Source organism: Gordonia sp. NPDC003376 (assembly GCF_053589235.1).
In genome coordinates this window covers 60,096-83,988 of the sequence record NZ_JBSFRM010000001.1, presented here as the reverse complement: position 1 = coordinate 83,988, position 23,893 = coordinate 60,096, and the positions used below count along the sequence as shown (strand labels likewise).

The window sequence follows — 23,893 nt, the reverse complement described above, 5'->3', positions numbered from 1 at the left end:
GATGTGATGAGCGAGATCGTGGTCAAGGACCCGGCCGACAGCGGTGCGCTGATCGTCGGCGGGACCGCCGGGATCGGGCTGCACAGTGCGTTCGCGATGGCCGACGTCGGGGTCCGGCGGATGGTGATCGTCGGGCGGACGCAGGCCCGTGGTGACGATGCCTGCGCACGGCTCCAGGAGCGCGGGGTCGACGCGAGGTTCGTCGCCGGGGATGCGCGCAGTGTCGAGGGGGCAACGGCCATCGAAGCGCAGGCCTCGGAGTTCCTCGGCGCCATCGACATCCTGATGTGTACGACGGCCGCCGACGTCCGCCCCGAACTGTTCGGCAACATCCCGGCCACCGAGATCGCCACCACGCTCGACGACCTCGTGCTGCCCTCCATGCTGATGGCGTCGGTGGTGCTTCCGGGTATGCGCGAGCGGCGTGGCGGCGTCGTGATCAACGTCGCCTCCGACGCGGGAAAGACCGCCACCCCCGGTGAGACCGTCATCGGGGCGGCGAAGGCCGCGATCATCATGTTCACCCGAGGCCTCGCCATCGAGGAGAAGCGGTGCGGTATCCGGGCCAACGTCCTGACGCCGTCATTGGTGTACGGCACCGCCTCCACCGAGCGGATCACATCCGACGGGTTCAGCGCGAAGCTGTTCGCGAGTGCGGCCAAGCAGGCACATCTCGGGGTGGCGACCGCCGACGACATCGGCGCGCTGGCGGGATTCCTGGTCACCCGCGCCGCGGCCAAGCTGACCGGACAGGCGATCAGCGTCAACGGCGGCATCTCGGCCGCGTGAGGCGGCCGGTGCCGTGACCGTGCTGGTCGTGAACGGGACGATCGGGACGCGGTGGCCGACACGACCGACGAGACGTCAACGAGACAAACAACTGGAGGTGGCGACATGCCCGGAGTGTGGTTCGACGAGCTGACCGTGGGCCGGCGGTTCGAGCATCCGATTCGTCGGACGGTGACCGAGACCGACAACGTCCTGTTCACGGCGATGACGCACAACCCTGCGTTGCTGCACCTGGACGAGGAATACATGAAGGACACGCCGTTCGGTCAGCGGATCGTCAACAGCGCGTTCACCCTCGGCTTGATGGTGGGGATCTCGGTGGGCGACACCACGCTCGGGACCGCGGTCGCCAACCTGGGGTGGGACGAGGTCCGCTTCCCGAAGCCGCTGTTCCACGGCGACACCATCCACGTCGTCTCCGAGGTGATCGAACTGCGTGATTCCAAGTCCCGTCCCGACCAGGGGATCGTGACCTTCCTGCACCAGGCGTTCAACCAGAACGACGAACTGGTCGCCTCGTGTAAGCGCAGCGGCCTGCAGAAGAAGAATCCGCAGCGATGAGCGCGCCGATCCGATCCTTCCTCTTCGTCCCCGGTGACAGCGAGAAGAAGCTCGGCAAGATCGCCCAATCCACTGCTGATGCGGTGATCCTCGACCTCGAGGACTCGGTCGCCGAGAGTCGCAAGGCGCTGGCCCGGGACATGGTGTCGGAGTTCGTGGTCGCACAGCTCGGGGAGGCCGGCGGTCCCCAGTTGTGGGTCCGGATCAACCCGCTCGACGCCGAGCATGCGCTGCCCGATCTCGCCGCGATCACACCCGCGGTGCCCGCAGGCGTGATGATTCCCAAGATCACCGGTCCCGCCGACGTCGCGCGGGTCGACCACTACCTCGAGGCGCTCGAGGTGGCCAACGGCATCGCGCCCGGCACGATCCGGGTGCTCCCGGTCGCCACCGAGACCCCGCTCGCGCCGTTCCGCCTGGGCGACTTCGCCTCGGCCGGCATCGCACGCCTCTATGGATTGACCTGGGGTGCCGAGGATCTGAGTGCTGCCCTCGGGGCATCGACCAACCTGGGGCCCGACGGTCGGTGGGCCACCACCTATCAGCTCGTGCGGTCACTGATGCTGATGGGCGCACATGCCGCAGGCGTCGAGGCGGTCGAGACGCTGTATGTCGACATCCGTGACGACGCCGGACTCGCGGAGTCGTCGCGTCGTGCCCGCGCCGAGGGATTCAGCGGCCGGATAGCGATCCATCCGGCGCAGGTGGATACGATCAACGCCGCCTTCACCCCCTCCGCCGACGAGGTGGCCTTCGCCGGCCGCGTGGTGGAGGCCTTCGCCGGCGACGTGGGGACGGTTGCGCTGGACGGCAAGATGCTCGACCTGCCGCATCTGAAGCAGGCGCAGCGGGTCCTGGCACTCGCCGACCGCTGAGTCGGCACGGCAGGTGTTCGCCTGTCGAATCCCCCCTTCTGACGAGACCGCCGGTGTGACAGAGATTGTCACACCGGCGGTCTCGTCGATTTCGAAGTGGATCAGAATGCGGTGGAACCGCGCTTGTAGATGTCGCCGGAGATGATGCGCTTCTGGATCTCGGCGCTGCCGTCGGCCGCCACCAGGTACGCCATCACGTCACGGTAGCGGGCCTGATGCGGGAATTCGGCTGCGTAGCCGAGGTTTCCGTGGATTCGCATGGCCACCTCGATGGCCTGCCGAGCGACCTGCGGCGGCCACCACTTGCTCATCGACGCCAGCGCCGTGTGGGGGAGGCCGGCCTCACGCGACCACAGGGCCTTGTAGCAGAGCAGGCGTGCGGCCTCGACCAGGGTGGCCTGCTCGGCGATACCGAACGAGACGCCCTGGTAGGTCGAGATCGGCTGACCGAAGGTCTCGCGCTGCTCGGAGTAGGTCACCGCCTCGTCCAGACTCTGCCGGGCCGCACCCAGACACATCAAACCGATTGCGGCGCGGCTGAAGTCGAAGTGGTTCATCACCGCTGCGAATCCACGGCCCTCCTCGCCGACGAGGTGGCTGGTGGGGATGAAGACGTCGTCGAGGTGGATCGACCCCCAGCCGATCGGCAGGCATCCCATCCCCAGCATGTGATGGCGGGTCACGCCCTCGGCGTCCATCGGGACGACGAAGCAGCTCACGCCCTTCGAGCGGCTGGTGCCCGGGGTCCGGGCATAGACGAGCGTGGCCGAGGCGTTCATGGCCCAGCTGATGGCGGTCTTCTCGCCGGAGAGCCGCCAGCCCCCGTCGACCGGGGTGGCGGTGGTCCTCAGGGCGCCGGCATCCGAGCCGGAGCCGGGCTCGGTCAGCGCGATGGCCAGGGTCTCCCGGCCCTCGATCAGTGCGGGCAGATACCGTTCCTGGACTTCGTCACTCGAGTGGACGAGCTGGGAGCCCACCAGCCCGACCTGGATGGGCGCCGACGCCAGATTGATGTCACCCTCGGCCAGGACCTCGGTGGCCAGGCCGAGCAGCAGTGGATCCTCGGTGCCGGTGCCCCCGAACCGCTCGGGAAGCCCGATGCCGAGCACCCCCAGCTCCCCCAGTCGCGCGAACGCCTCGTACGGGAAATCGGTGCTCGCGGCACGTTGGGTGTAGTGGGGGAGAAGCTCTTTGGTGCTGAAGTCACGCAGCACCTTGGCGAACTGCTGTTGTTCCTCGGTGAACTCGAAGGAGATCATGCGCATCCTGACGTCGTGGCGAGAGTCCCGCCGATTGGCGTAATGATCGAATGGTACGACCAAACAAGAGAATGAGCCACGTCCGCCGCGGATAGGGTCGCGTGCTTGACCGTCCCACATATTTGGTCATACCATACACACGACGAAAGGAGGGCGAGATGCCGACCTCGCAGACCTCAGCCGCTTCCGCCGAGATGGTGCGGTTCGCCCTGGCATGGGCGCCGTTCGACACCCCGGAGGAGGAGATCTTCCTGACCTTCGGGATGCCGCCGTCGGCGTTCTACACCCGGGTGCGTTCGGCACTACGGGCGGGCCTGGTCCGCCTCGACGTCGCACAGTCGGCCGCCCTCGACGAGCACTGCCGTCGGCGGATCGGCTCGAGACTCAATCATCAACTGCTGCTGGCCCTGTAGATGGGTCGCCCGGCGGAGGTTTCGGCTCAACCATTCACTGCCGCCACCCCTTTCGATGGTTGATCCGGGACCGAGCATCGCGAGGACCCGTGTCGAAACCTCTGTGGGCCGTGTGGGGTGGTGACCACCTCGAATGTGGTGGCGTTAGGCTGGTCGGCCGGCGGAGGTTTCGACACGTCTCGTCGCTTCGCTCCTCGTCGGCTCAACCACCAACTGCTGCGGCACCGTTCGATGCTTGTCGGCTCAACCACCAACGGCCGCTGAACTATTCGATGGTTGAGCCGGGACCGAGCATCGCGAGGACCCGTGTCGAAACCTCTGTGGGCCGTGTGGGGTGTGGTGACGACCTCGAATGTGGTGGCGTTCCGGGGTTGGCCGGCGGAGTTTTCGACACGTCTCGTCGCTTCGCTCCTCGTCGGCTCAACCACCAACTGCTGCGGCACCTTTTGGTGGTTGTCGGCTCAACCAGCAACTGCTGCGGCACCTTTTGGTGGTTGTCGGTTCAACCACCAACGGCCGCTGAACTGTTCGATGGTTGAGCCGGGACCGAGCATCGCGAGGACCCGTGTCGAAACCTCTGTGGGCTGCGCGGGGCGGACGCGGGTCAGTCGAACATCAGCACCGGCTTCACCACGCCACCGTCGTGCTGGATCTTCACCGCCGAATTGATCTCGGAGAAGGGGAAGGTCGTGACGAGCTTCTCCAGGGGCAGGCGGCCGGCGAGATGGTGCTCGACCAGCTCGGGGATGAACTCGTCCGGCGTGGAATCCCCCTCGATGATCCCTGTGACGGTGAGACCGAGGGTGAGCACGGCGATGATGTTGAGCTGGATGGCCGCGGTGGCATCTGCGGGCACCCCGATCAGGCCGACCGAACCGCGAACCGCGGTGGCGCCGACGAGGGCCATGACCACCGCTGGGATTCCGGTGGTGTCGATGACGTGGTCGACGCCGCGTGCGATGATCGCCCGGATCTGTTCGGTGACGTCACCTGCCGCGGGATCGAGGGCATGGGTGGCGCCGAGCTCGCGCGCCAGTTCGCGACGCTGCTCGTTGGGTTCGACGACGATGATGGTCGCACATTCCGCGAGCACCGCGCCCATCACCGCCGCCAGCCCCACCGAACCGCCACCGGCGATCGCGATAGTGGATCCCTTCTGTGCCTTCAGGGATCGGGTCACCGCGCCCACGCCGGTCTGGATACCGCAACCCAGCGGGGCCAGCATCTCGAACGGTATGTCGGCGTCGATCTTCACCGTGTTGCGTTCGTTCGCCAGCGCGACGGTGGCGAACGAGGACTGACCGAAGAACATCCCACCCACCGGTCGGCCGTCCCGGCTGAGCGGCTTGCTGCCGTCGGCGCGGACCCCGCCATAGTTCTGCGGAGTGAAGTTCTCACAATAGGATTGGCGACCGGTGGTGCATGTCTGGCAGTGACCGCAGCTGTTGAACGTCAGGCTGACCCGGTCGCCGACGCAGACCTTGGTGACGCCCTCGCCGACCGCGATGACGGTGCCCGCGCCCTCGTGGCCGACGACCCCGGGGTATTCGATGGGCAACACGCCATCACGTGCGGCGAGGTCGGTGTGGCACAGTCCGGCGGCGGCGAGCTTCACCAGTACCTCACCGGGGCGCGGACCGTCGATGTCGATCTCGGCGATCTCGAAGTCGCTGCCGACGCCGGTCAGCAGGGCTGCAGTGGATTTCATCGTTGACTCCTCGTGGGTTCGATATCAGGTGGAATGCGGTCGGTCGGATCGCGGTGAGGGGGTCGGCCGGTTCACGCGTGGGCCGCGCTGCGGGTGATGAGTCGCTTCAGCGGCACCGATGGATCGGCAACGGTCGCCGGGTCGATCGGGGACTTCGCCTCGATCAGCTTCTTGCCCGCCATGAAGTCGGCCGGTGCGTCGACCGCCTCGACCGCGCCGACGGTGCCGTCGGGTCGGAGGTGGAAGAACGACACCGCCGTTCCGGTCGGCGACCGGCGGGTGACGACCTGGTCGTCGGGCATGACGAGGCCGGCGATCTTCAGTTTGAGATCGAACTGATCCGACCAGAACCACGGCACGTCGGGGTGAGAGCGTTCGAGTCCGAGGATCGTCGCCACCGCCTGCTTGGCGTGTTCGGTGGCGGCCGGAATCGATTCGAGGCGTCGCAGACCGTCATACCCGGCGACCGGTCGACGGGCGACGTCGCCGATCGCGAAGATACGCGGATCGCTGGTGCGGCCGTCGTCGTCGGTGAGGACGCCTCCATCGCACGCCAGTCCGGCGGCTGCCGCCAGGTGGTCGGAGGCGACGGCACCGACTCCGACGAGCACTGTGCCACAGTCGATGACGGTGCCGTCGTCGAGGGTCACACCGGTGACCTCGGTTCCCACCCCGCGAACATCCGCGACCGATCGCCCGGTCACGATGCGTACGCCGTGGCGCCGATGGTGTCCGGTGAGCAGCGACGACAACTCGGGCCCGGCGACGCGAGCGAGGATTCGGTCCTCGCGCTCGATCACCGTGACGGCGATACCTCGATTGCGGGCGACCGCGGCGACCTCCATACCGACATAGCCACCGCCGATGATCGCCAGATCGCCACCGCGGGACAGCGATCGATGCAGTGCGTGCGCATCGTCGATGGTGCGCAGGGTGTGCACGTCGGACCGCGACGAGCCGTCGACCGGCAGAACCCGGGGTCGAGACCCGGTGGCCAGCACCAACGTGGCGTAGGGGATCTCGGTGCCGGTCTCGGTCACCACGACCTGCTCGTCCCGCCTGATATCGCGCACGGTGACCCCGAGCCGCAGGTCGATCGCGTTGTCGGCATAGAACTGCGGAGGACGGAGGAGGTGTCGGACGGCGGCGTCGTCGAACTTCTTCGACAGTGGCGGCCGGTGGTAGGGGTGATGCTCTTCGGTCCCGAGGAGGGTCACCGGACCGGTGAAGCCGGATTGTCGCAGCAGTGCCGCGATCCCGGCGCCACCGTGCCCGGCGCCGACGATCACGATGGGGCCCTCGGACGCGGTCACCGCTGCCTCAGGGTGAGCCGGACCGGCATGTTCTTCAGGCCGCCGACGAAGTTGGTCTGGATGAACCGTGCGTCGCCGCTGAGCTCGACTGCCTCGAGATGCGGCAGCAGGGTCTCGAACATGATCTTGAGTTCGAGCTTGGCCAGATGTTGGCCGATGCACATGTGTGGCCCGTACCCGAACGCGATGTGTTTGTTGGGGCGGCGATCGATGTTGAACACGTCCGGGTCGTCGAACACGTCGGTGTCGCGGTTGCCACTCTGGTAGAGCAACATGAAGCGGTCGCCGGGGTGCAGGTCGACACCGCGAAGGGTATAGGGCTGCAAGGCCGTTCGCATGAAGTGCTTGACTGGCGACGCCCACCGCAGCGACTCGTTGACCAGGTTGGGGACCAGTGACAGATCTCCCTGGAGCCGCTGGAGAAGTCCCGGATTCTGCGCAATCGCACGCACCCCGCCGGCCAGCGTCGACGAGGTGGTGTCGTGACCTGCCGTGGCGATCGCGATGAAGTATCCGTACGCCACCTCCTTCGGGAAGTAGTCCCCGTCGGCGGTGGTCGCGGTCGCGATGATCGACGCCAGGTCGCCGGTCGGGTTGGCCCGCCGGTCCATCAGCAGTTCGTCGAAGTAGGCGTAGAAGTCGTTGATGGTGGCCACCCACTGCTGGGCGGCGGCATCCGGTGTCAACGGTTCCACGTCATCGCGTGCCGCGTCGGGGTCGGCGGTCCCGAAGAACTCCTGGGTGAGGGTCATCATGCGCGGCTCATCGGACTCCGGGACGCCGAACAGGCTCATGATCACGTGCAGCGGATACTGCAGGGCGAAGTCCTTGACGAAGTCGATCTCGCCGTCGGTGGCGAGAAGTCGGTCCACCGACTCGCGGGCGAGCACCCGGATGGCGTCCTCCCACTGCTTGAGGTTGTTGGGTCGGAACCACTCGGCGGCAATGTCCTTGACGACGGTGTGTTCCGGAGGGTCGAGATAGGTGAGTGTCTCCAGGATGCGAAGGCTGCCGTTGTTGATCGACTTGGTGAACTCGTCACCGGCGCGGTTGGCGAGGATGGGGTTGAAGGCGCCCTTGTGCTCACCACCGGCACTGGTGAAGATGTCGGGCTGACGTTCGATCTCCATGATGTCGGCATGCTTGCTCACGAGGTAGACCGGGTCGTACCCGTCGACGGATGCCAGTCCGAGCGGCTGGTTGTCGCGCAACCAGCGGTAGGCCTCGAAGAGGCGGTCGTCGTCACGATGGCCCTCCGGGAGGACGATCTGTGCGGCGACGTCGTCGGGGACGGTGGTGGGCGACTCCGGCCGGATCGTTGAGGTCATGGGAACTCCTGCGTCGAATGGCTGTGACAGGACCAGTCTCTGTGACGAGGGAGTGACACTCGTCACCCTGGAGTGGGGGACATGGTGACCTCCGGAGGGATATCGGTGCCGTTGACGCACAACGGTGACGGCGGTCGGAGGGCAGTTCACCCCGATGGGGGATGCCGGTCCCCCGCCCTGGTGATGAACTCCACGATCGGTGCTCCTCAGAATCGATGTCACGCAACCGATCCCAGTCCTTCTCATCAGTACCGCCGGGTGGTCGCCGGTCCGCGATCCCCCTTCAACACCAGGAGTTCCCATGGCCAAGGTCACCTATCATCTTCCCGACGGCGAGGCGCGAACCGTCGAGGTCCCCGCGGGTCAGAGCGTGATGGACGGATCCGTTCGCAACAATCTTCCTGGCATCGTCGCCGAGTGCGGTGGCAGTTGTTCGTGCGCGACCTGTCATGTGTACCTGCCGACGAGTGCGCACGGAGTGTTCGACCAGCCCACCGATGAAGAGCTGGAACTCGTCGAGTTCCTCGATGGCGCGCAACCGAATTCACGGTTGGCATGTCAGCTGATCATCTCCGATCAGGACGAGGTCCACGTGGAGGTGGTGGATTCGGGTCTGTGACCGTCGATCCGAGCCCGCCGTATCTGGCGATCAGCTCGGATCTGTTGGCGGCATTGAGTTTCCGGAGGATCCGTTTGACATGCGACTTCACGGTCTCGATGGAGATCGTGAAGCGCTCGGCGATCTGGGAGTTGGATGCCCCGGAGACGACCACCTCCAGGATCTCCCGTTCGCGGTCGGTGAGATCGGCGGTGGTCGTCGCGTCGTCGTGCTCGAGTCGGGCGAGGGAGCCACGATCGTCGTCGATGCCCGTGTCGGCCAACGTCATCAACTCCGCTCCGAGTGCATGGAGGTTCTCGGAGTGAAGGCGCAGTGAGCGCCGGGCGGCGAGATCGTCGACGGCGGCGGCAGCGACCTCCGCCAGCAGGGTCGCCTCGTCGACTCCCTCCCGGGAAAGAGTGCCTGCCAACAGAAGTGCCGAGCGCGGCACTGCTCCGGGGAAGGCAGACACACCGACGAGAACGGGTCCGTCGGTGAGCAGCGGTGCACCCGAGAGCGTCGGGACGGGGACACACAGGACGTCCCGGGCGCTCCCCGACGCGGCTGCGGCAGTCGAAGCGACAGCCGTCGGGCCTGCCATCGCGCCGCCCGCCAGGCGTGACCAGTCGTCGGCGCCGAGGCGGCTGTGGAGGTCAGGGCAGGGGAGCGGATGCGCCAGGCATCGGGCGCCCTCGTCGCCGACCTGGACGACCTCGGCGGTGTTCGCCCCGCTCAGCGTGGCGCCGTACTCGACCAGCAGGCCGGCGATCTCGGTCTCGTTGCGCGCCTGCGTGATCGCGGCGATGGCCATGTCCAGGCGGACGGAGCCGCCGTTACCGCTCACGAACGTCGCCACCACTCACGGACCCCGGGCGGGGATCGGTGGAGCAGGGGGAGTGCGGCACTCACGATGCCGACGACTGGGATGCCGACGACTGGGATTGCAGAGACCGGTACAGCGCTGCGGCCTGTGCTCGCGTCTGGACACCGGCCTTTCGGAAGATTCGACGCACATGCGACTTCACGGTCCCGTCGGAGATGTACAGGTGCTCGGCGATGGAGCGATTCGATGCGCCGGTCGCCAGCAGGCGGAGCACCTCGTGCTCGCGGTCGGTGAGTGACCCGATGTTCCCCGCCGACCCCACCGGCGTCGACGGTGTACGGGACTTGTCGAACAGGGGATCATGTCCGGACAGGGAGCCGGGATCGATCTGGTCCGGGTGGTCGGGCAGCGGCCCCGACATCGCCGCCAATGCTGCGCGGACCGCGATCCGCTGCTTGTCCACCCGTGCCCGGCGCTCCAATGTCGAGTAGCTCAGGCCGCACAGGTGTGCACTGCGGGCCAGCAGGGTCAGATCCTCGGGACCAACGGCGTCGGCATGGTGATCGACGTGCAGGATCGCGATCGTCCGTCCGAACGCCACGATGGGTGCGGCGGCATACGCGGCGGGATCGGAGAGGTCGATGAGTGGCCGATAGGAGTGCCGATAGTCCTTCTTGCCGAGGATGAACGGTCGGCGGTGCCGTACCAGGTCGGCTTCGCGAGGCGCCCGGAGAAGTGGTACCGCCGACCCGTCGACCGCATCGATCAGGTCGTCGAACACCGTGTCCAGGGTGGGGGAGATGAACACCGACGCCGGACGCCACGCGGGACCGTCCACCCACGAGAACATCGCCTTGCAGAACCCGAGATCGGTGCATGCCGATGCCACGGTGGTCGAGGCGAAGCTGTCCAGGTCGGCGCCACGGAGATTCCGCAAGAACGCGGTCAGCGCACGTGCTTGCGAATCCGGTGGCTCCGGATTCCGCATGGAGTCCCCTCCTTCGGGGCGGGCTGTGAGGTGGCACACAGTGTACACGGTGTCCGACGACCCTCCGATCAGCCCGCCGGCGGGAGGTAGACGGTGTGCAGTTGCTGGAACGCGTGCAGTCCCTCGGGTCCCAGCTCGCGGCCCATCCCGCTGTTCTTGATCCCGCCGAACGGTGCGACCGGGTCGTTGGAGTAGTGGTTCACCCCGACGGTGCCCGAACGCACCCGGCTCGCCATCGCCGACGCGCGCTCGATGTCGGACGACCAGACGGTGCCGCCGAGGCCGTAGTCGCTGTCGTTGGCGATCGCCAGGGCCTGTTCGTCGTCCTCGAACGGGATCACCGAGAGGACCGGGCCGAAGATCTCCTCACGCGAGATGGTCGCGGTGTTGTCCAGATCGGCGAAGACGGTCGGTTCGACGAACCATCCGGAATCGAGTGCCGGACGGCCGCCGCCGGTGGTCAGCCGAGCGCCCTCGGCCCTGCCCTTGGCGATGTACCCCTCGACGCGGTCCCGCTGACGGGACGAGACCAGCGGGCCGATCTTGGTGGCCGGATCGAGCGGGTCGCCGATCTCCAGCGACGATGCCAGGGCGGTGATCGCATCGACGACCTCGCCGTAGCGAGACCGGGGTGCGAGTACGCGGGTGTTGAGCCAGCAGATCTGGCCGTTGTTCAACAGCGTTGCGGCGAAAAGGGATTCCATCGAGGCGCCCAGGTCGACGTCGTCGAGCAGGATGGCAGCCGACTTGCCGCCGAGTTCGAGGGTGACCGGCCGCAGCAGTCGGCCGCAGGTCTCGGCGATGGCGCGCCCGGCCGCGGTGGAACCGGTGAACGACACCTTGTCGATGCCGGGATGCTCGACCAGGTAGGCGCCGAGTTCGCGCCCACCGGGCACGACGTTCAGCACGCCGTCGGGCAGGCCGGCGGCGAGTGCGGCCTCGGCCATCAGGAAGGCGTCGAGGACGGTCTCCTCGGCGGGCTTGAGCACCACGGTGCAGCCTGCGGCGAGCGCGGGCGCGAGCTTGAGGAAGGTGATCGCCTGGGGCACGTTCCAGGGCACGATGGCGCCGACCACACCGATGGGCTTGCGCGAGACGAGTGCCGTCCCGCCCAGCATCCCGGGACGGGAGTCGACGTCGGCCGAGTTCACCATCATGTCGCTGAAATAGCGCACCAGGACCGACGGGAAACCGCCCTCGAACTGCTCGGCGAGCCAGATCGGCATCCCGTTCTGGATGGTCACACGACGGGCGGTCTCACCCGCCCGGGACTCGAGTTCGGTGGCGAATCGTTCGAGGACCTCGGCGCGCTGCTTGGGATGCCAGGACGCCCAGCCGGTCGGGTCGTCGAAGGCGTTGCGGGCTGCGGCGACGGCGTTGTCGATGTCCCCGGGGGCGCCGGCCGGGACCGAACCGATGGTCTCCTCGGTCGATGGCGAACGCACCTCGATGCGGTCGGCGGTGGTGGGCTGTTGCCACGCTCCGCCGAGGTACAGCTCGGGATAGTCGATGGTGGTCATGGGGCTCCTGTCTCGATTCCGGGTGTTGTGCGCGGGGTCGTGATCATGGGGAGTCGTGGCTTCTCCGACGGCCTCGGATCGGGCCGCTCGGGCTCCGGGAGAGCCGCGGGTCCGCGGGACCGCTCCCCGATGACTGTGAACGGTGTCACTCCAGGATCGTCAGATGCGCCCCTCGGCGCAATCAAACTTTCGGTCTGACCAATGAAGATGCCCCCTACGGGGGATCGAAATCCCCCGGAGGGGTGATCTTCGCGCCGGGCCCGAATCGGACAACCGGACACTATTGATTTTTCGGTCAGACCTTTTTAACCTTTGGACGTATGCGAGACGATGAGATGGAGGCCACATCATGAGCGGTGGACGGAACCTGGGTCGCTACACCCGGGAACAGATCGACGGGTACTACACCGCCGGCCAATGGGCCGACGAGAACTTCACCGAACTGCTGCGTTCGCGGGCCGAGTCGAAGCCGGACAAGGTCTTCGTCACCGACGGGGTCCACGCCCTGACCTTCGCCGAGTTGTACGCCTCGTCGCAGCAGCTGGCCGTCGGCCTGCACCGCGATGGGGTCCGGGCGGGTGCCCGGGTGGCGGTTCAGCTGCCCAACTGGGCGGCGTTCATCGTCGTCGCGGCATCGCTCGCGCGGATCGGTGCCGTGATGGTCCCGATCATGCCGATCTACCGCAAGGACGAGGTCGCGCATGTGGTCGCCGATGCCGAGGTGTCGGTGGCGATAGCTCCGTTCGAGTTCAAGGGATTCGACTACGTGGGCATGTTCGAGGAGATCCGCAAGGACTCGCCGACGCTCCGGACGATCGTGGCGGTCCGGGCACCGGAGTCGGCGGGGCCGGACCTGGCCGAACGTGACATCCGGGTCCTCGAGGACCTCATCATCACCGGCGTCGACCCGGCAGCCGTCGACGCCGAAGTCGACATCCGGGTTCATCCCGACGATCCGTTCGTCATCGTCTACACCTCCGGGACCACCTCGCGGCCGAAGGGATGCGTGCACACGTTCAACACCTACGCCTCCGGGGCCCGCATGCTGGCCGTCGCCTTCGGTCACACCGAGGACGACGTGCAGTTCGGCCCGTCACCCATCACGCACACGACCGGCCTGGTGACCAGTGTGCTGATCCCCCTGATGGCCGGTGCGGCAACCCACGTGATGGCCGAATGGACACCTCAGGCCGGGCTCGCCGACATCGCGCGGTTCGGCTGCACCTCGGCCGTCACGGCGACCACCTTCCTGCAGACGCTGATCGCCGCGGCCGACGAGGATCCGACCGCGGATCTGTCGACGCTGCGGATGTGGACCTGCGCAGGCTCGCCCATCCCGGCCGCGGTGGTCGAGAACGCCACCGCGAAACTGCCGCAGGCGCGCATCCTCTCGCTGTACGGCCGTAGCGAGAACCTGTCGACCACCACCTGCACCATCACCGACGACCCGGCCCGCGCGATCACCTCGGACGGCTCCGCGCTGCCCGGCGCCGAGGTCAAGGTGGTCGGTCCCGACGGCTATGAGGTCCCGCGAGGTACCGAGGGCGACATCGCCTATCGCGGTCCGTCGCACATGATCGAGTATCTGAACCGGCCCCAGGACACCGCCGAACTGTTCACCCCCGAGGGGTTCTCCCGCTCCGGCGACCTCGGCGTGATGGATGTCGACGGATTCGTCCGGGTCACCGGCCGCACCAAGGACATCGTGATCCGCGGCGGGATGAACATCAGCGTGCGTGAGGTCGAGGACAAGCTCGCCGGGCATCCCGACCTGCTGGCGCTGGCCGTCGTCGGCATGCCCGACGAGAAACTGGGCGAGAAGGTGTGCTGCTACGTCGTCGCCAAGGAAGGTCACACCGCTCCCACTGTCGACGAGCTGCGGGCATTCCTCACCGATCGCGGTGTCGCGATCCAGAAGACACCCGAGCGCGTCATCCCGATCGATTCGTTGCCGATGACGGCGACCGGCAAGATCCAGAAGCACGTGTTGCGCAAGCAGATCGCCGACGAACTGCACCAGCCCACAGCAGCAGGAGCACGCTGAACACATGACGACCACGACATCGACGGAGTTCGTGGTCTCCGGCGCGGAGGCCCTCCTGCGGGTCGATCCGGTGCACTTGTCGGCGACGTCGGCGGAGCTGTCGATGGCCGTCGGGCCGTGGCTGACCGATCCGGTGGCCGGCATGTGCCGGGGAGCGTTCGGCGTCCCGCTGGACGATGTCACCGGGTATGTCATCGCATCCGGTGCGCCGCAGGGTAAATGGCCGGTCAGTCTCGGCATTCGCGTCGACTTCCTGGCCGATCCGCACGTCGACGGTCGGGCGGTGTCGGTCACCGGTGAACTCGTCGCGCGGGACGACCGGGGCGGGACGACCCGCGGATCGGTGGTCGATGCCACCGGGGCCACGATCGCCCTGATCACCCAGCGATCACATCTCGTCGCGGTCGACCATCCGCCCACGAGCACGGCGACCACCATCGCAGCGCCGTCGTCGACGGTGACAGTCCGTGAGGCGTTGGGCGTCCGGGACCTCGGAGCCGGCATCGTCGAGATGGCGCCGACGCCGTTCGTCGCCAACGGCATGAGGAACATCCACGGCGGAATGCTGATCGTGGGGTCGGAGCTGGCCGCGATGTCCGCGGTGGATGCGCACGGCGAACTGCGGACCACCAGCATCGACATCTCCTATGTACGGCCGGGAGATGCGGGCGACGTCACGACGTTCCGCTCGGAGGTGCTCCATCGCGGGCGGTCGCTGATGGTCGTGCGGGTGGCCGCGGCGAACTCGTCGGGTAAACCGTGTGCGCTGGCCACGGTCGTTCTCCAGCGGTACGAGTCATGAAGGCGATCGTGATGTCGGAGTTCGGCGATCCGGGGGTGCTCGTGTCCACCGACGTCGACCTGGAAGACCCCGGGCCCGGATGGGTGACCGTCGAGATCCGTGCCGCCGCGCTCAACTGGCACGACGTGTTGGTCCGTCGGGGCCGGTACGCCTCACCGCTGCCGCACACCCCGGGGGCCGACGGCGCCGGGGTTCGCACCGACACCGGCGAGGAGGTCCTCATCCTCCCGTCCCTCTTCTGGGGGGACCGGACGGACGCGCCCGGCGCGGGGTTCCAGATTCTCGGCGACTCCACGCCGGGCACCTACGCCCAGTATGTGACCGTGCCCGAGGAATGCCTCGCGCCGAAACCCGCGTCGTTCTCGTGGGAGCAGGCCGCGGCACTTCCTCTGGTCGGGGTGACCGGCTTCCGTGCCCTGGTGACCCGCGCCGGACTCCGGGCGGGTGAGTCGCTCCTCATCATCGGGGCGGGCGGGGGCGTCTCGACGATGGCGCTGTCGCTGGCAAAGGGGATCGGGGCGCACACCCACGTCACGGGTTCGTCGGAGGAGAAACTCGCGGGTGCTCGCGCCGCGGGTGCCGCCGGCGGCGTGCTGCACACGCGGGACACCTGGCCCGAAGAGGTGAAGGAACTCTCGCCCGGCGGAGAGGGTTTCGACGTCGTCCTCGATCCGGTCGGCCTGTGGGACCATTCGCTGCGGGCCCTGCGACCGGGCGGTCGGCTCGTCGTCCTCGGCGCCAACGTGGCCGAGCACGTCACCCTCGACGTACGCAAATACTTCTTCGGACAGTTCAGTCTGCTCGGCACCACCATGGGCGGCCCCCAGGACTTCCGGGGGCTGCTGGACCTGGTCGCGGCCGGCGACGTCGCACCGCCACCGGTTGCCGCGACCTATCCGCTCGCCGACGCCGCCGTCGCACATCGCCGGCTGGAAACCGGCGGCGAGTTCGGCAAGATCGTCCTGATCCCCTGAGTGAGGGTAATTATCAACCGGCACTGCATGGTTGGGTGGTTGAGCCGGGACCGGGCCGTGAGGCGAGGACCCGTGTCGAAACCTGGTGGGGTGATTGTGTTCGTGTTCACTTCTGGGGTGGTGGCGTTGGTGAGTTCGGCCGGCGGAGGTTTCGACTTGTCTGGTCGCTGTGCTCTTCGTCGGCTCAACCATCAACTGCCTGTTGGTGGTTGAGCCGGGACCGGGCCGTGAGGCGAGGACCCGTGTCGAAACCTGGTGGGGTGATTGTGTTCGTGTTCACTTCTGGGGTGGTGACGTGGGTGAGTTCGGCCGGCGGAGGTTTCGACTCGTCTCGTCGCTGCGCTCCTCGTCGGCTCAACCATCAACTGCCCGTTGGTGGTTGAGCCCGGACCGAGCCGTGAGGCGAGGACCCGTGTCGAGATCTGGTGAGATGGTTGTTGTTCGCGACCAATAGTCAACTGCCCGTTGGTGGTTGAGCCGTGACCGAGCCGTGAGGCGAGGACCCGTGTCGAGATCTGGTGAGATGGTTGTTGTTCGCGACCAATAGTCAACTGCCCATTGGTGGTTGAGCCGGGACCGAGCCGATAGGCGAGGACCCGTGTCGAAACCCGGTGAGGCGACGATGTCCGTAACCATCTCCGACGTCGGCTCCCGGGCTTCGACGGCCGGTACTCAGGCCGCGGACTCCGATGCCGTCCGTACCCGGGCTCTTCCGGAGATCACCACGCGATCACCGACCTTTGCCTCGAGGGTGAGCGCAGCGATGTGGTCGGTGGGGTCGACGTCGTCGACCCGGCCGGTGAGCACGAGGTGGTCCCCGATCGTCAGTGGTGAGGCGAAACGCACCGAGTACGTCACGAGATTCTCCACATGCACCAGATCGGTGACCCACGCGGCGAGCATTCCCGCCTGCATCTGTCCCATGGCGATCACATCGGGGAGCCCGGCCCGGCGTGCGTATCCGGCGTCGTGGTGCAGGGGGTTGAAGTCTCCGCCGGCGCCGGCGAATCGGACGATGTCGGTCTGGGTGATCGGGCCGATCTCCCGCGAGTCGAGTTCTTGTCCGGTGGTCAGGACGATGGGCGTGCGCGTCATCAGGCGCCCCGCTCGATCAGAACCTCGCGCTGGGTGACGGCGACGTCACCGGCGGCGTCGACCCAGGCCGTCTCCAGGGTTACCAGGCGCATGGTGCCGCCGCGCTTTCCTACTCTTGTCGCGTCGTCGACGACCCGACGGGCGCCGGTCAGGCGATCACCAGCGAGCAGTGGGCGCGCGTAGTCCCATTCGACCGAGCCCACCACCACGCGTTCGATCGCGAGTCCCAAGGTCTCGACGAACTGTTTCTGGTCGCGGTGATGACCGGCGACCACCACATGTGTCGGGGTGGCGGCGACGGCCGTCAGACCGGCCGCGCGTGCGGCGTCGGCGTCGGTGTGGACGGGGTCGGCGGCGTGTGTGGCGCGCGCGAACTCACGCACTTTTCCGGCCTCGACCTCGAACGACACGACGTCGAGCACGGTGTTGCCGGAGTCGATCTGCGCCGTGGAATTCGGCATGAGAACCTCCTGGATTTTATGGTCAGACCTATTGTAACGTTGGTCCTAATGAACTGGAGGTTCGAATGGATCTGAGCGATTCGCCTGACGAGGCACGGTTCCGGGATCGGGTCCGCGGCTGGCTGACCGACACACTGCCCACGCTGCCGTGGCCCGAACCGGCGCGGCTCGAGGCCAAACGCGAGTTCTGGTCGGTGTGGCAGCGGATGCTGTTCGACGCCGGGTTCGCGGGCTTGTCCTGGCCCCAGGAGTTCGGTGGGGCCGGTGCCGATGCCAAGACCAAGGCCATCTTCAACGAGGAGATGGACCGGGCCGGGGCGCCGGACCGCCTGAACATCATCGGCGAGGACTTCGCCGGGCCGACCATCGTCGCTTTCGGCAACGACGAGCAGAAGCAGCGGTATCTGCAGCCGATCCTCACCGGCGACGAGATCTGGTGTCAGCTGTTCTCCGAGCCCGAGTCGGGATCGGACCTCGCGTCCCTGCGGACCAAGGCCACCAAGGTCGACGGCGGCTGGTCGATCCAGGGGCAGAAGATCTGGACCTCACGCGCCCAGATCGCCGACAACGCGATCCTGCTCGCCCGCACCGGTGGCGGCGACCGGCACAAGGGCATCAGTTACTTCCTGCTGCCGATGGACACACCGGGCATCACCGTCCGGCCGCTCGAACACATGCTGGGCGAGGCCGAGTTCAACGAGGTCTTCCTCGACGACGTCGTCGTGCCCGATTCGGCGCTGGTCGGCGAGGTCGACGGCGGCTGGAAGGTCGCGATGGGCACGCTCGCCTTCGAGCGGGTGGGTATCGCCACCGGCCGCGTCAACACCACGCGCGCCGTCGCCGACCTGGTCGAGCAGATCGGCCGCTCCACCGACGACGACGGTGCGCCGCTCGCGGGCAAACCGGCGATCCGGCAGCGTATCGCCGATCTCTACGGCCGTGCACTGACCCACTACCTCATCGGTCAGCGCGTGATCACCGGAGCCGCATCGGGACAACCGCCGGGTCCGGTCACCTCGATCGGCAAGCTCTACTTCTGCCCGCTCGTCGAGGACATCGCCGACTTCGGTCTCGAACTCTCCGACTTCGGTGGACAGTTCGGCCTCGCCGACCCGTCGGAAACGGGCGAGCACGACGTCGACGCCGGGCACTCCGACCAGCAACGGTGGCTGCGTCTGGCCTACCAGGCCCGCGGTACCGCCATCGCCGGCGGTTCGACCTACATCCAACGCAACATTGCTGCCGAGCGTGTGCTCGGCATGCCCCGAGGCCGAGAGTGATGCGATGAGTACCTACGTGTGGAATCCGACTGCCGAGCACCTCGCGAACGCCAACGTGTTGCGCCTGGGCCGCAGGCATGGGATCGACTCGATCGCCGAACTGCGCCGTCGATCGACCGAGGACGTGGCCTGGTACTGGGATGCCGCGATCACCGATCTGGGTATCCCGTTCGCGACCCCGTACGAGCAGGTCCTCGACACGAGCGCCGGTGTGGAGTTCCCCGAGTGGTTCGTCGGCGGGACGTTCAGCGCCGTCGAGGCGTGCATCACGCGTTGGCTCGACGACGGTGCCGACCGTCAGGCGATCATCCATGAGGCCGAGGACGGTGCGGTCCGCACCCTCACCTACCGCGAACTGGCCGATCAGGTCGGTCGCGTGGCCGCGGGGCTGGTCGAGCTGGGGATCACCGAGGGAGACGCCGTCGGGATCTATCTGCCGATGATCCCGGAGGCCGTGGTCGCATGTTATGCCGCGGCCGGGATCGGTGCGGTCCTCGTCCCGTTGTTCTCCGGGTTCGCCGCTCCGGCAATCGCTTCCCGGCTCGCGGACGCCGACGTCAAGGCGGTCGTGGTGGCCGACGGCACCGTTCGCCGGGGCCGCACCGTCGACATGATCGGCGAACTCGCCAAGGCCCTCGGCCGGACACCGTCGGTGACCTCGGTCATCACCATCGACAATGTCGGCAGCCCAACAGATCTCGACGGTCTCGATGCGGCCGTCACGCGCTGGGACACACTGATCTCCGACGATCGCGTCCCCTACACGTTCCGTCCGTTCCCGGCGATGCAGACGCTGATGCTCGGATACACCTCCGGCACCACGGGAAAACCCAAGGGGGCGGTGCACACCCATGCCGGGTTCACCGTCAAGGTGGCCACCGAGGTCGCGTACTCGTTCGATGTGAAGCCGGGGGAGACCTTCTGCTGGATCACCGACATGGGCTGGGTGATGGGGCCGTTGGCGGCCTTCGGCACGCACGCCAACGGGGCCACGCTGGTGCTCTACGAGGGATCGCCCGACGTCCCCGACGCCTGTCGGCTCTGGGATCTGGTGCAGCGACACCGGATCACCATGCTCGGTGTCTCACCGACCCTGATCCGGGCGCTCAAGGCGACACCGCTCGACGAGATCGCCGCATACGATCTCGATTCGGTCCACGTTCTCGGGTCGACGGGAGAGCCGTGGGATCCGGACTCCTATGACTGGCTGGCGCGCGACGTCTTCGGCGGAGCCGTCCCGGTGATCAATTTCTCCGGCGGTACCGAGGTGGGCGGATCGTTCCTCGCCCCCTATCCGGTGGAACCGATCCCGAGCTGCTCGCTGGGCGGGCCATCACTCGGCATGGATGTCGACGTCGTCGACGACGAGGGGAAGTCGTTGCGCGGCAGCATCGGTGAGCTGGTCTGCCACCAGCCCTGGCCGGCGATGACGCGGGGCGTGTGGGGTGACCGTGAGCGGTACCTCGAGTCCTACTGGTCGACCTTCCCCGGCCTGTGGTGCCACGGCGACTACGCCCTGGTCGACGACGACGGACAGTGGTACATCCTGGGCCGCTCGGACGACGTCATGAACGTCGCGGGCAAACGGCTCGCACCGGCCGAGGTGGAGTCGGTGCTCACGACCCATCCAGCGGTGGCCGAGGCCGCCGCGGTGGGTGTGCCCGACCCGAAGAAGGGCGAGACGGTCTGGGCCTTCTGGGTTCCCCGCCCCGGCGTCGACACGACCGGGGTATCCGAGCAGTTGCGGCGGCTGGTTGCCGACGGTGTCGGAAAGCCGTTCGCACCGGCGAAGGTGTGGGCGGTCGATGCGCTCCCGAAGACGCGTTCGGCCAAGATCCTGCGTCGCGCGGTGCGTGCGGCCGCCATCGGCTCCGACCCCGGTGATCTGTCGAGTGCGGAGAACCCCGAGGCGGTCGACGCCATCCGAGATGTCGTGCACGGCGCGAACGTGAGCTGAGGAGAAACCATGCATTGGGAACTGTCCGACGAACAGGAGATGTTCGCGTCCTCGCTGCGGGAGTGGATCACGGCGAAGTTCCCCACCGAGACGGTGCGGGAACTCCAGGACGCCTCGTCGACGAGCCCCTTCACCGACGCGCTGATCGGCGAGGGCTGGTGGGGGGTGGGATACCCCGAACAGGCCGGTGGTCAGGGCGGTGGCGTCCTCGAACTGGCCTTGGCCGCACGAGAGTTCGGTAGGGCCGCGGTACCCGACTCGGGGTGGCTCGCCGCGGCGATCGTGGCGCCGGTGCTCACCCATGCCGACCTGACGGCGCTGGTCGAGGGTCAGCGGCGCACAGTGCTCGCGACCCGGGCGGATCGGCCGCCGGTGACGGAGCTCGGTGCGATACGCGCCGAGACCGCCGGCGACACGCTGAGCCTCGCCGTGCCCCATGTGCTCGGTGCCGCCGAGGCCGAGGTGTTCGTCGTCCCCGTCCGCGGCCCGGACGGACCCGCACTCGCGCAGGTGGCCGCGGCCGACGCGGTGATCGCCGCCGACGATCTGCTCGACCGCTCCCGGTCGACGGCGACCGTCGAGTTCCGTGACGCACCCGTCGCGGGTCTGGTCCCGGTGGATGCGGAGTCCCTGGCGGCCTCGGCACTGCGTGCGCCGGTGCTGGTCGCCGCCGATGCCCTCGGCGCCGCCGAACGCATGCTGGATCTCGCCGTCGGCTACAGCAAGCAGCGTAAACAGTTCGGGCAGTTGATCGGTGGATTCCAGGCGGTCAAACACGCCTGCGCGCAGATGCTGGTGACGGTGGAGGCGTCGTACTCGAGTGCGCTGTACGCCGCGGCCGCCGCGGACGCCGCACTCGCCGATGCCCCGACGATCGCCGCGGTCGCCAAGGCCCAGGTGACCAGGTCGGTCGCCGATCTCGCCGACACCGCGCTGACCGTGCACGGGGCCATCGGCTACACGTGGGAGCACGACCTGCACCTGTTCTACAAGCGGGCCAAGCTCGACCGCACGCTGTTCGGCACCCCCTCGGCGTGGAACGAGCGCATCGCGGCCGCCTTGCTCGGCCCCACACACAGTCTCAGCTGACCCCTTGCGTTATTTGGTCAGTCCATTGATATAGTTGCCTGACCGGAGAGATGGAGAACCGACGTGGATTTCGCACTGACAGACGACCAGATCACGATCCGTGATGCGGTCGCCGAACTGGCCGCCAAGTTCGACGACCAGTACTGGCAGGAGAAGGACGAAAAGCACGAGTTCCCGCGGGAGTTCTACGATGCCTTCGCCGCCGGCGGATGGCTCGGCATCACCACGCCGGAGGAGTACGGCGGCCACGGCTACGGCATCACCGAGGCCTCCATCCTGCTCGAACAGGTCGCGGCATCGGGTGCCGGGATGAACGGCGCGAGCTCGATGCACCTGTCGATCTTCGGCATGCACCCGGTGATCGTGCACGGCAGCGAGGAACTCAAGCAGCGCACGCTCCCGCGGATCGTCAACGGTGACCTGCACGTCTGCTTCGGTGTCACCGAGCCCGGCGCCGGCCTCGACACCACCAAGATCACCACCTTCGCCAAGCGCGAGGGAGACAAGTACATCGTCAACGGGCGCAAGGTGTGGATCTCCAAGGCCGTGGAGTCGGAGAAGATCCTGCTGCTCACGCGCACACAGAAATTCGACGAGTCCCCGCGCAAGACCGACGGCATGACGCTGTTCCTCACCGACCTCGACCGCAGCAAGGTCGACATCCGACCGATCAAGAAGATGGGTCGTAACGCGGTCACCTCCAACGAGCTGTTCATCGACGGCCTCGAGATCCCGGTGGAGGACCGCGTCGGCGAGGAGGGCAAGGGCTTCACCTACATCCTCGACGGGCTCAACCCGGAGCGGTGCCTGGTGGCGGCCGAGGCCCTCGGGATCGGCCGGGCCGCCATGCGGGCGGCGGTGCGCTACGGCAACGACCGCGAGGTCTTCGGCCGGGCCATCGGCAAGAACCAGGGAATCCAGTTCCCGCTCGCCGATTCCCTCGCCCGCCTCGATGCCGCCGAACTCATGCTGCGCAAGGCCACCTGGCTCTACGACAACGGGCAGCCCTGTGGCCGTGAGGCCAACACCGCCAAATACCTGTGCGCCGACGCCGGTTTCGAGGCCGCCGACCGCGCCCTGCAGACCCACGGCGGCATGGGCTACTCGGAGGAGTACAACGTGGCCCGCTACTTCCGCGAGGCCCGACTGACCCGTATCGCACCGATCAGTCAGGAGATGATCCTGAACTACCTCGGCTCGCACGTCCTCGGCCTACCCAGGAGCTACTGATGACCGACAACACATCCCTTCCCGACGGCATCGCGGTCTTCGGCCTCACCGGCCTCACCGCGATGGTCACCGGTGCCGGCGGCGGCGTCGGTGCCGCGGTCGCCGAGGCATTCGCCGCGGCCGGAGCCCGTGTGCTCGTCACCGACATCAACAAGGACGCCGCAGCCGAGGTCGCCGAGCGCATCATCGCGAAAGGCGGAGCGGCCGAGGCGTTCGCGCTGGACGTGTGCGACGCCGACAACGCCCGGGACGCGGCCGCGGCGGCCGCCAGGCTCGGCGACGGCACCGTGCACATCCTGGTCAACAATGCCGGCGTGATCAAGCCCGCGATGTTCCCCAAGATGGACGAGGCGACGTTCCGCGCGGTCCTCGACACCCACCTGATGGGCACCTACCACTGCAGCCATGCGGTACTCGACCACCTGCCCGACGACGGCACCGGCCGCATCATCAACGTCACCTCGGCGGCCGGCCTCACCGGCACCATCGGACAGGCCAACTACGGCGCCGCCAAGGCCGCGATCGTCGGATTCACCAAGTCGCTGGCGCGGGAGCTGGCCCGCCAGTCGGTGACGGTCAATGCGATCGCCCCGCTCGCCGCGACCGCGATGACCGAGAACATCCGCAGCAACGAGAAGCTCGCGGAGAAGACCTTGGCTCGGATTCCACTGGGACGCTGGGCATATCCGGACGAGATCGCCCCGTCGTTCGTATTCCTCGCATCCGGGGCCGCGGGCTACATCACCGGCCAGGTGCTGCCGGTCGACGGCGGGACGGTGATCTGAG

At 67.4% G+C, this 23,893-nt stretch carries 22 protein-coding genes; 13 read left to right on the top strand and 9 right to left on the bottom strand.

The features are described 5' to 3' along the window. Nucleotides 1–6 precede the first annotated feature (6 nt). From ACWDUA_RS00390 to ACWDUA_RS00380, 3 genes are all read left to right on the top strand, one after another. The gene (locus ACWDUA_RS00390) at nt 7–789 is read left to right on the top strand and encodes an SDR family NAD(P)-dependent oxidoreductase (protein WP_449749030.1); all 783 of its coding nucleotides are present in this window, start codon (nt 7–9) and stop codon (nt 787–789) included. A 105-nt stretch (nt 790–894) separates the two neighbouring features. Next, the gene (locus ACWDUA_RS00385) at nt 895–1,350 is read left to right on the top strand and encodes a MaoC family dehydratase (protein ID WP_449749029.1); all 456 of its coding nucleotides are present in this window, start codon (nt 895–897) and stop codon (nt 1,348–1,350) included. Beyond that, nucleotides 1,347–2,225 (top strand): HpcH/HpaI aldolase/citrate lyase family protein, encoded by an 879-nt coding sequence (locus tag ACWDUA_RS00380; RefSeq protein ID WP_449749028.1) that lies wholly within the window; start codon nt 1,347–1,349, stop codon nt 2,223–2,225. Before ACWDUA_RS00385 ends, ACWDUA_RS00380 begins: the two co-directional genes overlap by 4 nt. A 101-nt stretch (nt 2,226–2,326) precedes the next feature. On the opposite strand, the gene ACWDUA_RS00375 is transcribed toward ACWDUA_RS00380, so the two are convergent. Further along, nucleotides 2,327–3,484, bottom strand: a complete 1,158-nt coding sequence (locus ACWDUA_RS00375) for an acyl-CoA dehydrogenase family protein (RefSeq protein WP_449749027.1) — start codon at nt 3,482–3,484, stop codon at nt 2,327–2,329. 158 nt (nt 3,485–3,642) lie between these two features. Between ACWDUA_RS00375 and ACWDUA_RS00370 the strand changes: the two genes are divergently transcribed. Beyond that, complete coding sequence (locus ACWDUA_RS00370; RefSeq protein ID WP_449749026.1) at nt 3,643–3,897, top strand: hypothetical protein; 255 nt, start codon at nt 3,643–3,645, stop codon at nt 3,895–3,897. Between the two features lie 604 nt (nt 3,898–4,501). On the opposite strand, the gene ACWDUA_RS00365 is transcribed toward ACWDUA_RS00370, so the two are convergent. The 3 genes from ACWDUA_RS00365 to ACWDUA_RS00355 all read right to left on the bottom strand — a co-directional run bounded on the left by ACWDUA_RS00365 (nt 4,502) and on the right by ACWDUA_RS00355 (nt 8,246). Further along, nucleotides 4,502–5,605: an NAD(P)-dependent alcohol dehydrogenase gene (locus tag ACWDUA_RS00365; protein WP_449749025.1), complete on the bottom strand. Its 1,104-nt coding sequence runs from the start codon at nt 5,603–5,605 to the stop codon at nt 4,502–4,504. A 71-nt stretch (nt 5,606–5,676) separates the two neighbouring features. Beyond that, entirely contained in the window at nt 5,677–6,918 is a 1,242-nt protein-coding gene (locus tag ACWDUA_RS00360; protein ID WP_449749024.1) for an NAD(P)/FAD-dependent oxidoreductase, read from the bottom strand. Next, entirely contained in the window at nt 6,915–8,246 is a 1,332-nt protein-coding gene (locus ACWDUA_RS00355; RefSeq protein WP_449749023.1) for a cytochrome P450, read from the bottom strand. The genes ACWDUA_RS00360 and ACWDUA_RS00355 overlap by 4 nt, the downstream gene beginning before the upstream one ends. Before the next feature lie 301 nt (nt 8,247–8,547). Here ACWDUA_RS00355 and ACWDUA_RS00350 point away from each other — a divergent pair, with 301 nt between their 5' ends. Next, entirely contained in the window at nt 8,548–8,865 is a 318-nt protein-coding gene (locus tag ACWDUA_RS00350; RefSeq protein WP_449749022.1) for a 2Fe-2S iron-sulfur cluster-binding protein, read from the top strand. Here ACWDUA_RS00350 and ACWDUA_RS00345 read toward each other — a convergent pair. The 3 genes from ACWDUA_RS00345 to ACWDUA_RS00335 form a co-directional block, all read right to left on the bottom strand. Beyond that, complete coding sequence (locus tag ACWDUA_RS00345; RefSeq protein ID WP_449749021.1) at nt 8,813–9,688, bottom strand: helix-turn-helix domain-containing protein; 876 nt, start codon at nt 9,686–9,688, stop codon at nt 8,813–8,815. The two genes, ACWDUA_RS00350 and ACWDUA_RS00345, sit on opposite strands and share 53 nt — an antisense overlap. A gap of 61 nt (nt 9,689–9,749) precedes the next feature. After that, nucleotides 9,750–10,655 carry a helix-turn-helix domain-containing protein gene (locus ACWDUA_RS00340; RefSeq protein ID WP_449749020.1) on the bottom strand — a complete coding sequence of 302 codons (906 nt, stop codon included), beginning with the start codon at nt 10,653–10,655 and terminating at the stop codon, nt 9,750–9,752. A gap of 68 nt (nt 10,656–10,723) precedes the next feature. After that, nucleotides 10,724–12,175 (bottom strand): aldehyde dehydrogenase, encoded by a 1,452-nt coding sequence (locus tag ACWDUA_RS00335; protein WP_449749019.1) that lies wholly within the window; start codon nt 12,173–12,175, stop codon nt 10,724–10,726. A 349-nt stretch (nt 12,176–12,524) separates the two neighbouring features. Between ACWDUA_RS00335 and ACWDUA_RS00330 the strand changes: the two genes are divergently transcribed. From ACWDUA_RS00330 to ACWDUA_RS00320, 3 genes are read left to right on the top strand one after another with little or no spacing between them, the layout of a single operon-like run. Next, nucleotides 12,525–14,219 (top strand): AMP-binding protein, encoded by a 1,695-nt coding sequence (locus ACWDUA_RS00330; RefSeq protein ID WP_449749018.1) that lies wholly within the window; start codon nt 12,525–12,527, stop codon nt 14,217–14,219. Nucleotides 14,220–14,223: 4 nt separating this feature from the next. Further along, nucleotides 14,224–15,021 (top strand): PaaI family thioesterase, encoded by a 798-nt coding sequence (locus tag ACWDUA_RS00325; protein WP_449749017.1) that lies wholly within the window; start codon nt 14,224–14,226, stop codon nt 15,019–15,021. Next, nucleotides 15,018–15,995 carry a quinone oxidoreductase family protein gene (locus ACWDUA_RS00320; protein ID WP_449749016.1) on the top strand — a complete coding sequence of 326 codons (978 nt, stop codon included), beginning with the start codon at nt 15,018–15,020 and terminating at the stop codon, nt 15,993–15,995. The genes ACWDUA_RS00325 and ACWDUA_RS00320 overlap by 4 nt, the downstream gene beginning before the upstream one ends. Nucleotides 15,996–16,667: 672 nt before the next feature. Here ACWDUA_RS00320 and ACWDUA_RS00315 read toward each other — a convergent pair. Both ACWDUA_RS00315 and ACWDUA_RS00310 read right to left on the bottom strand, forming a co-directional pair. Beyond that, nucleotides 16,668–17,090 (bottom strand): MaoC family dehydratase, encoded by a 423-nt coding sequence (locus ACWDUA_RS00315; RefSeq protein WP_449749015.1) that lies wholly within the window; start codon nt 17,088–17,090, stop codon nt 16,668–16,670. After that, nucleotides 17,090–17,551, bottom strand: a complete 462-nt coding sequence (locus ACWDUA_RS00310) for an FAS1-like dehydratase domain-containing protein (RefSeq protein WP_449749014.1) — start codon at nt 17,549–17,551, stop codon at nt 17,090–17,092. Before ACWDUA_RS00310 ends, ACWDUA_RS00315 begins: the two co-directional genes overlap by 1 nt. A gap of 65 nt (nt 17,552–17,616) precedes the next feature. On the opposite strand from ACWDUA_RS00310, the gene ACWDUA_RS00305 reads away from it, so the two are divergent. The 5 genes from ACWDUA_RS00305 (at nt 17,617) to ACWDUA_RS00285 (ending at nt 23,892) form a co-directional block, all read left to right on the top strand. Then, entirely contained in the window at nt 17,617–18,831 is a 1,215-nt protein-coding gene (locus tag ACWDUA_RS00305; RefSeq protein WP_449749013.1) for an acyl-CoA dehydrogenase family protein, read from the top strand. Between the two features lie 4 nt (nt 18,832–18,835). Beyond that, nucleotides 18,836–20,788, top strand: coding sequence for an AMP-binding protein (locus tag ACWDUA_RS00300; protein ID WP_449749012.1), 1,953 nt, complete (start codon nt 18,836–18,838; stop codon nt 20,786–20,788). A gap of 9 nt (nt 20,789–20,797) precedes the next feature. Next, a complete protein-coding gene (locus ACWDUA_RS00295) occupies nt 20,798–21,877 on the top strand; it encodes an acyl-CoA dehydrogenase family protein (RefSeq protein WP_449749011.1) in 1,080 nt (359 codons plus the stop codon). Between the two features lie 63 nt (nt 21,878–21,940). Beyond that, nucleotides 21,941–23,107, top strand: coding sequence for an acyl-CoA dehydrogenase family protein (locus tag ACWDUA_RS00290; protein ID WP_449749010.1), 1,167 nt, complete (start codon nt 21,941–21,943; stop codon nt 23,105–23,107). Beyond that, entirely contained in the window at nt 23,107–23,892 is a 786-nt protein-coding gene (locus tag ACWDUA_RS00285; protein ID WP_449749009.1) for an SDR family NAD(P)-dependent oxidoreductase, read from the top strand. The genes ACWDUA_RS00290 and ACWDUA_RS00285 overlap by 1 nt, the downstream gene beginning before the upstream one ends. The last annotated feature ends 1 nt before the right edge of the window (nt 23,893 follow it).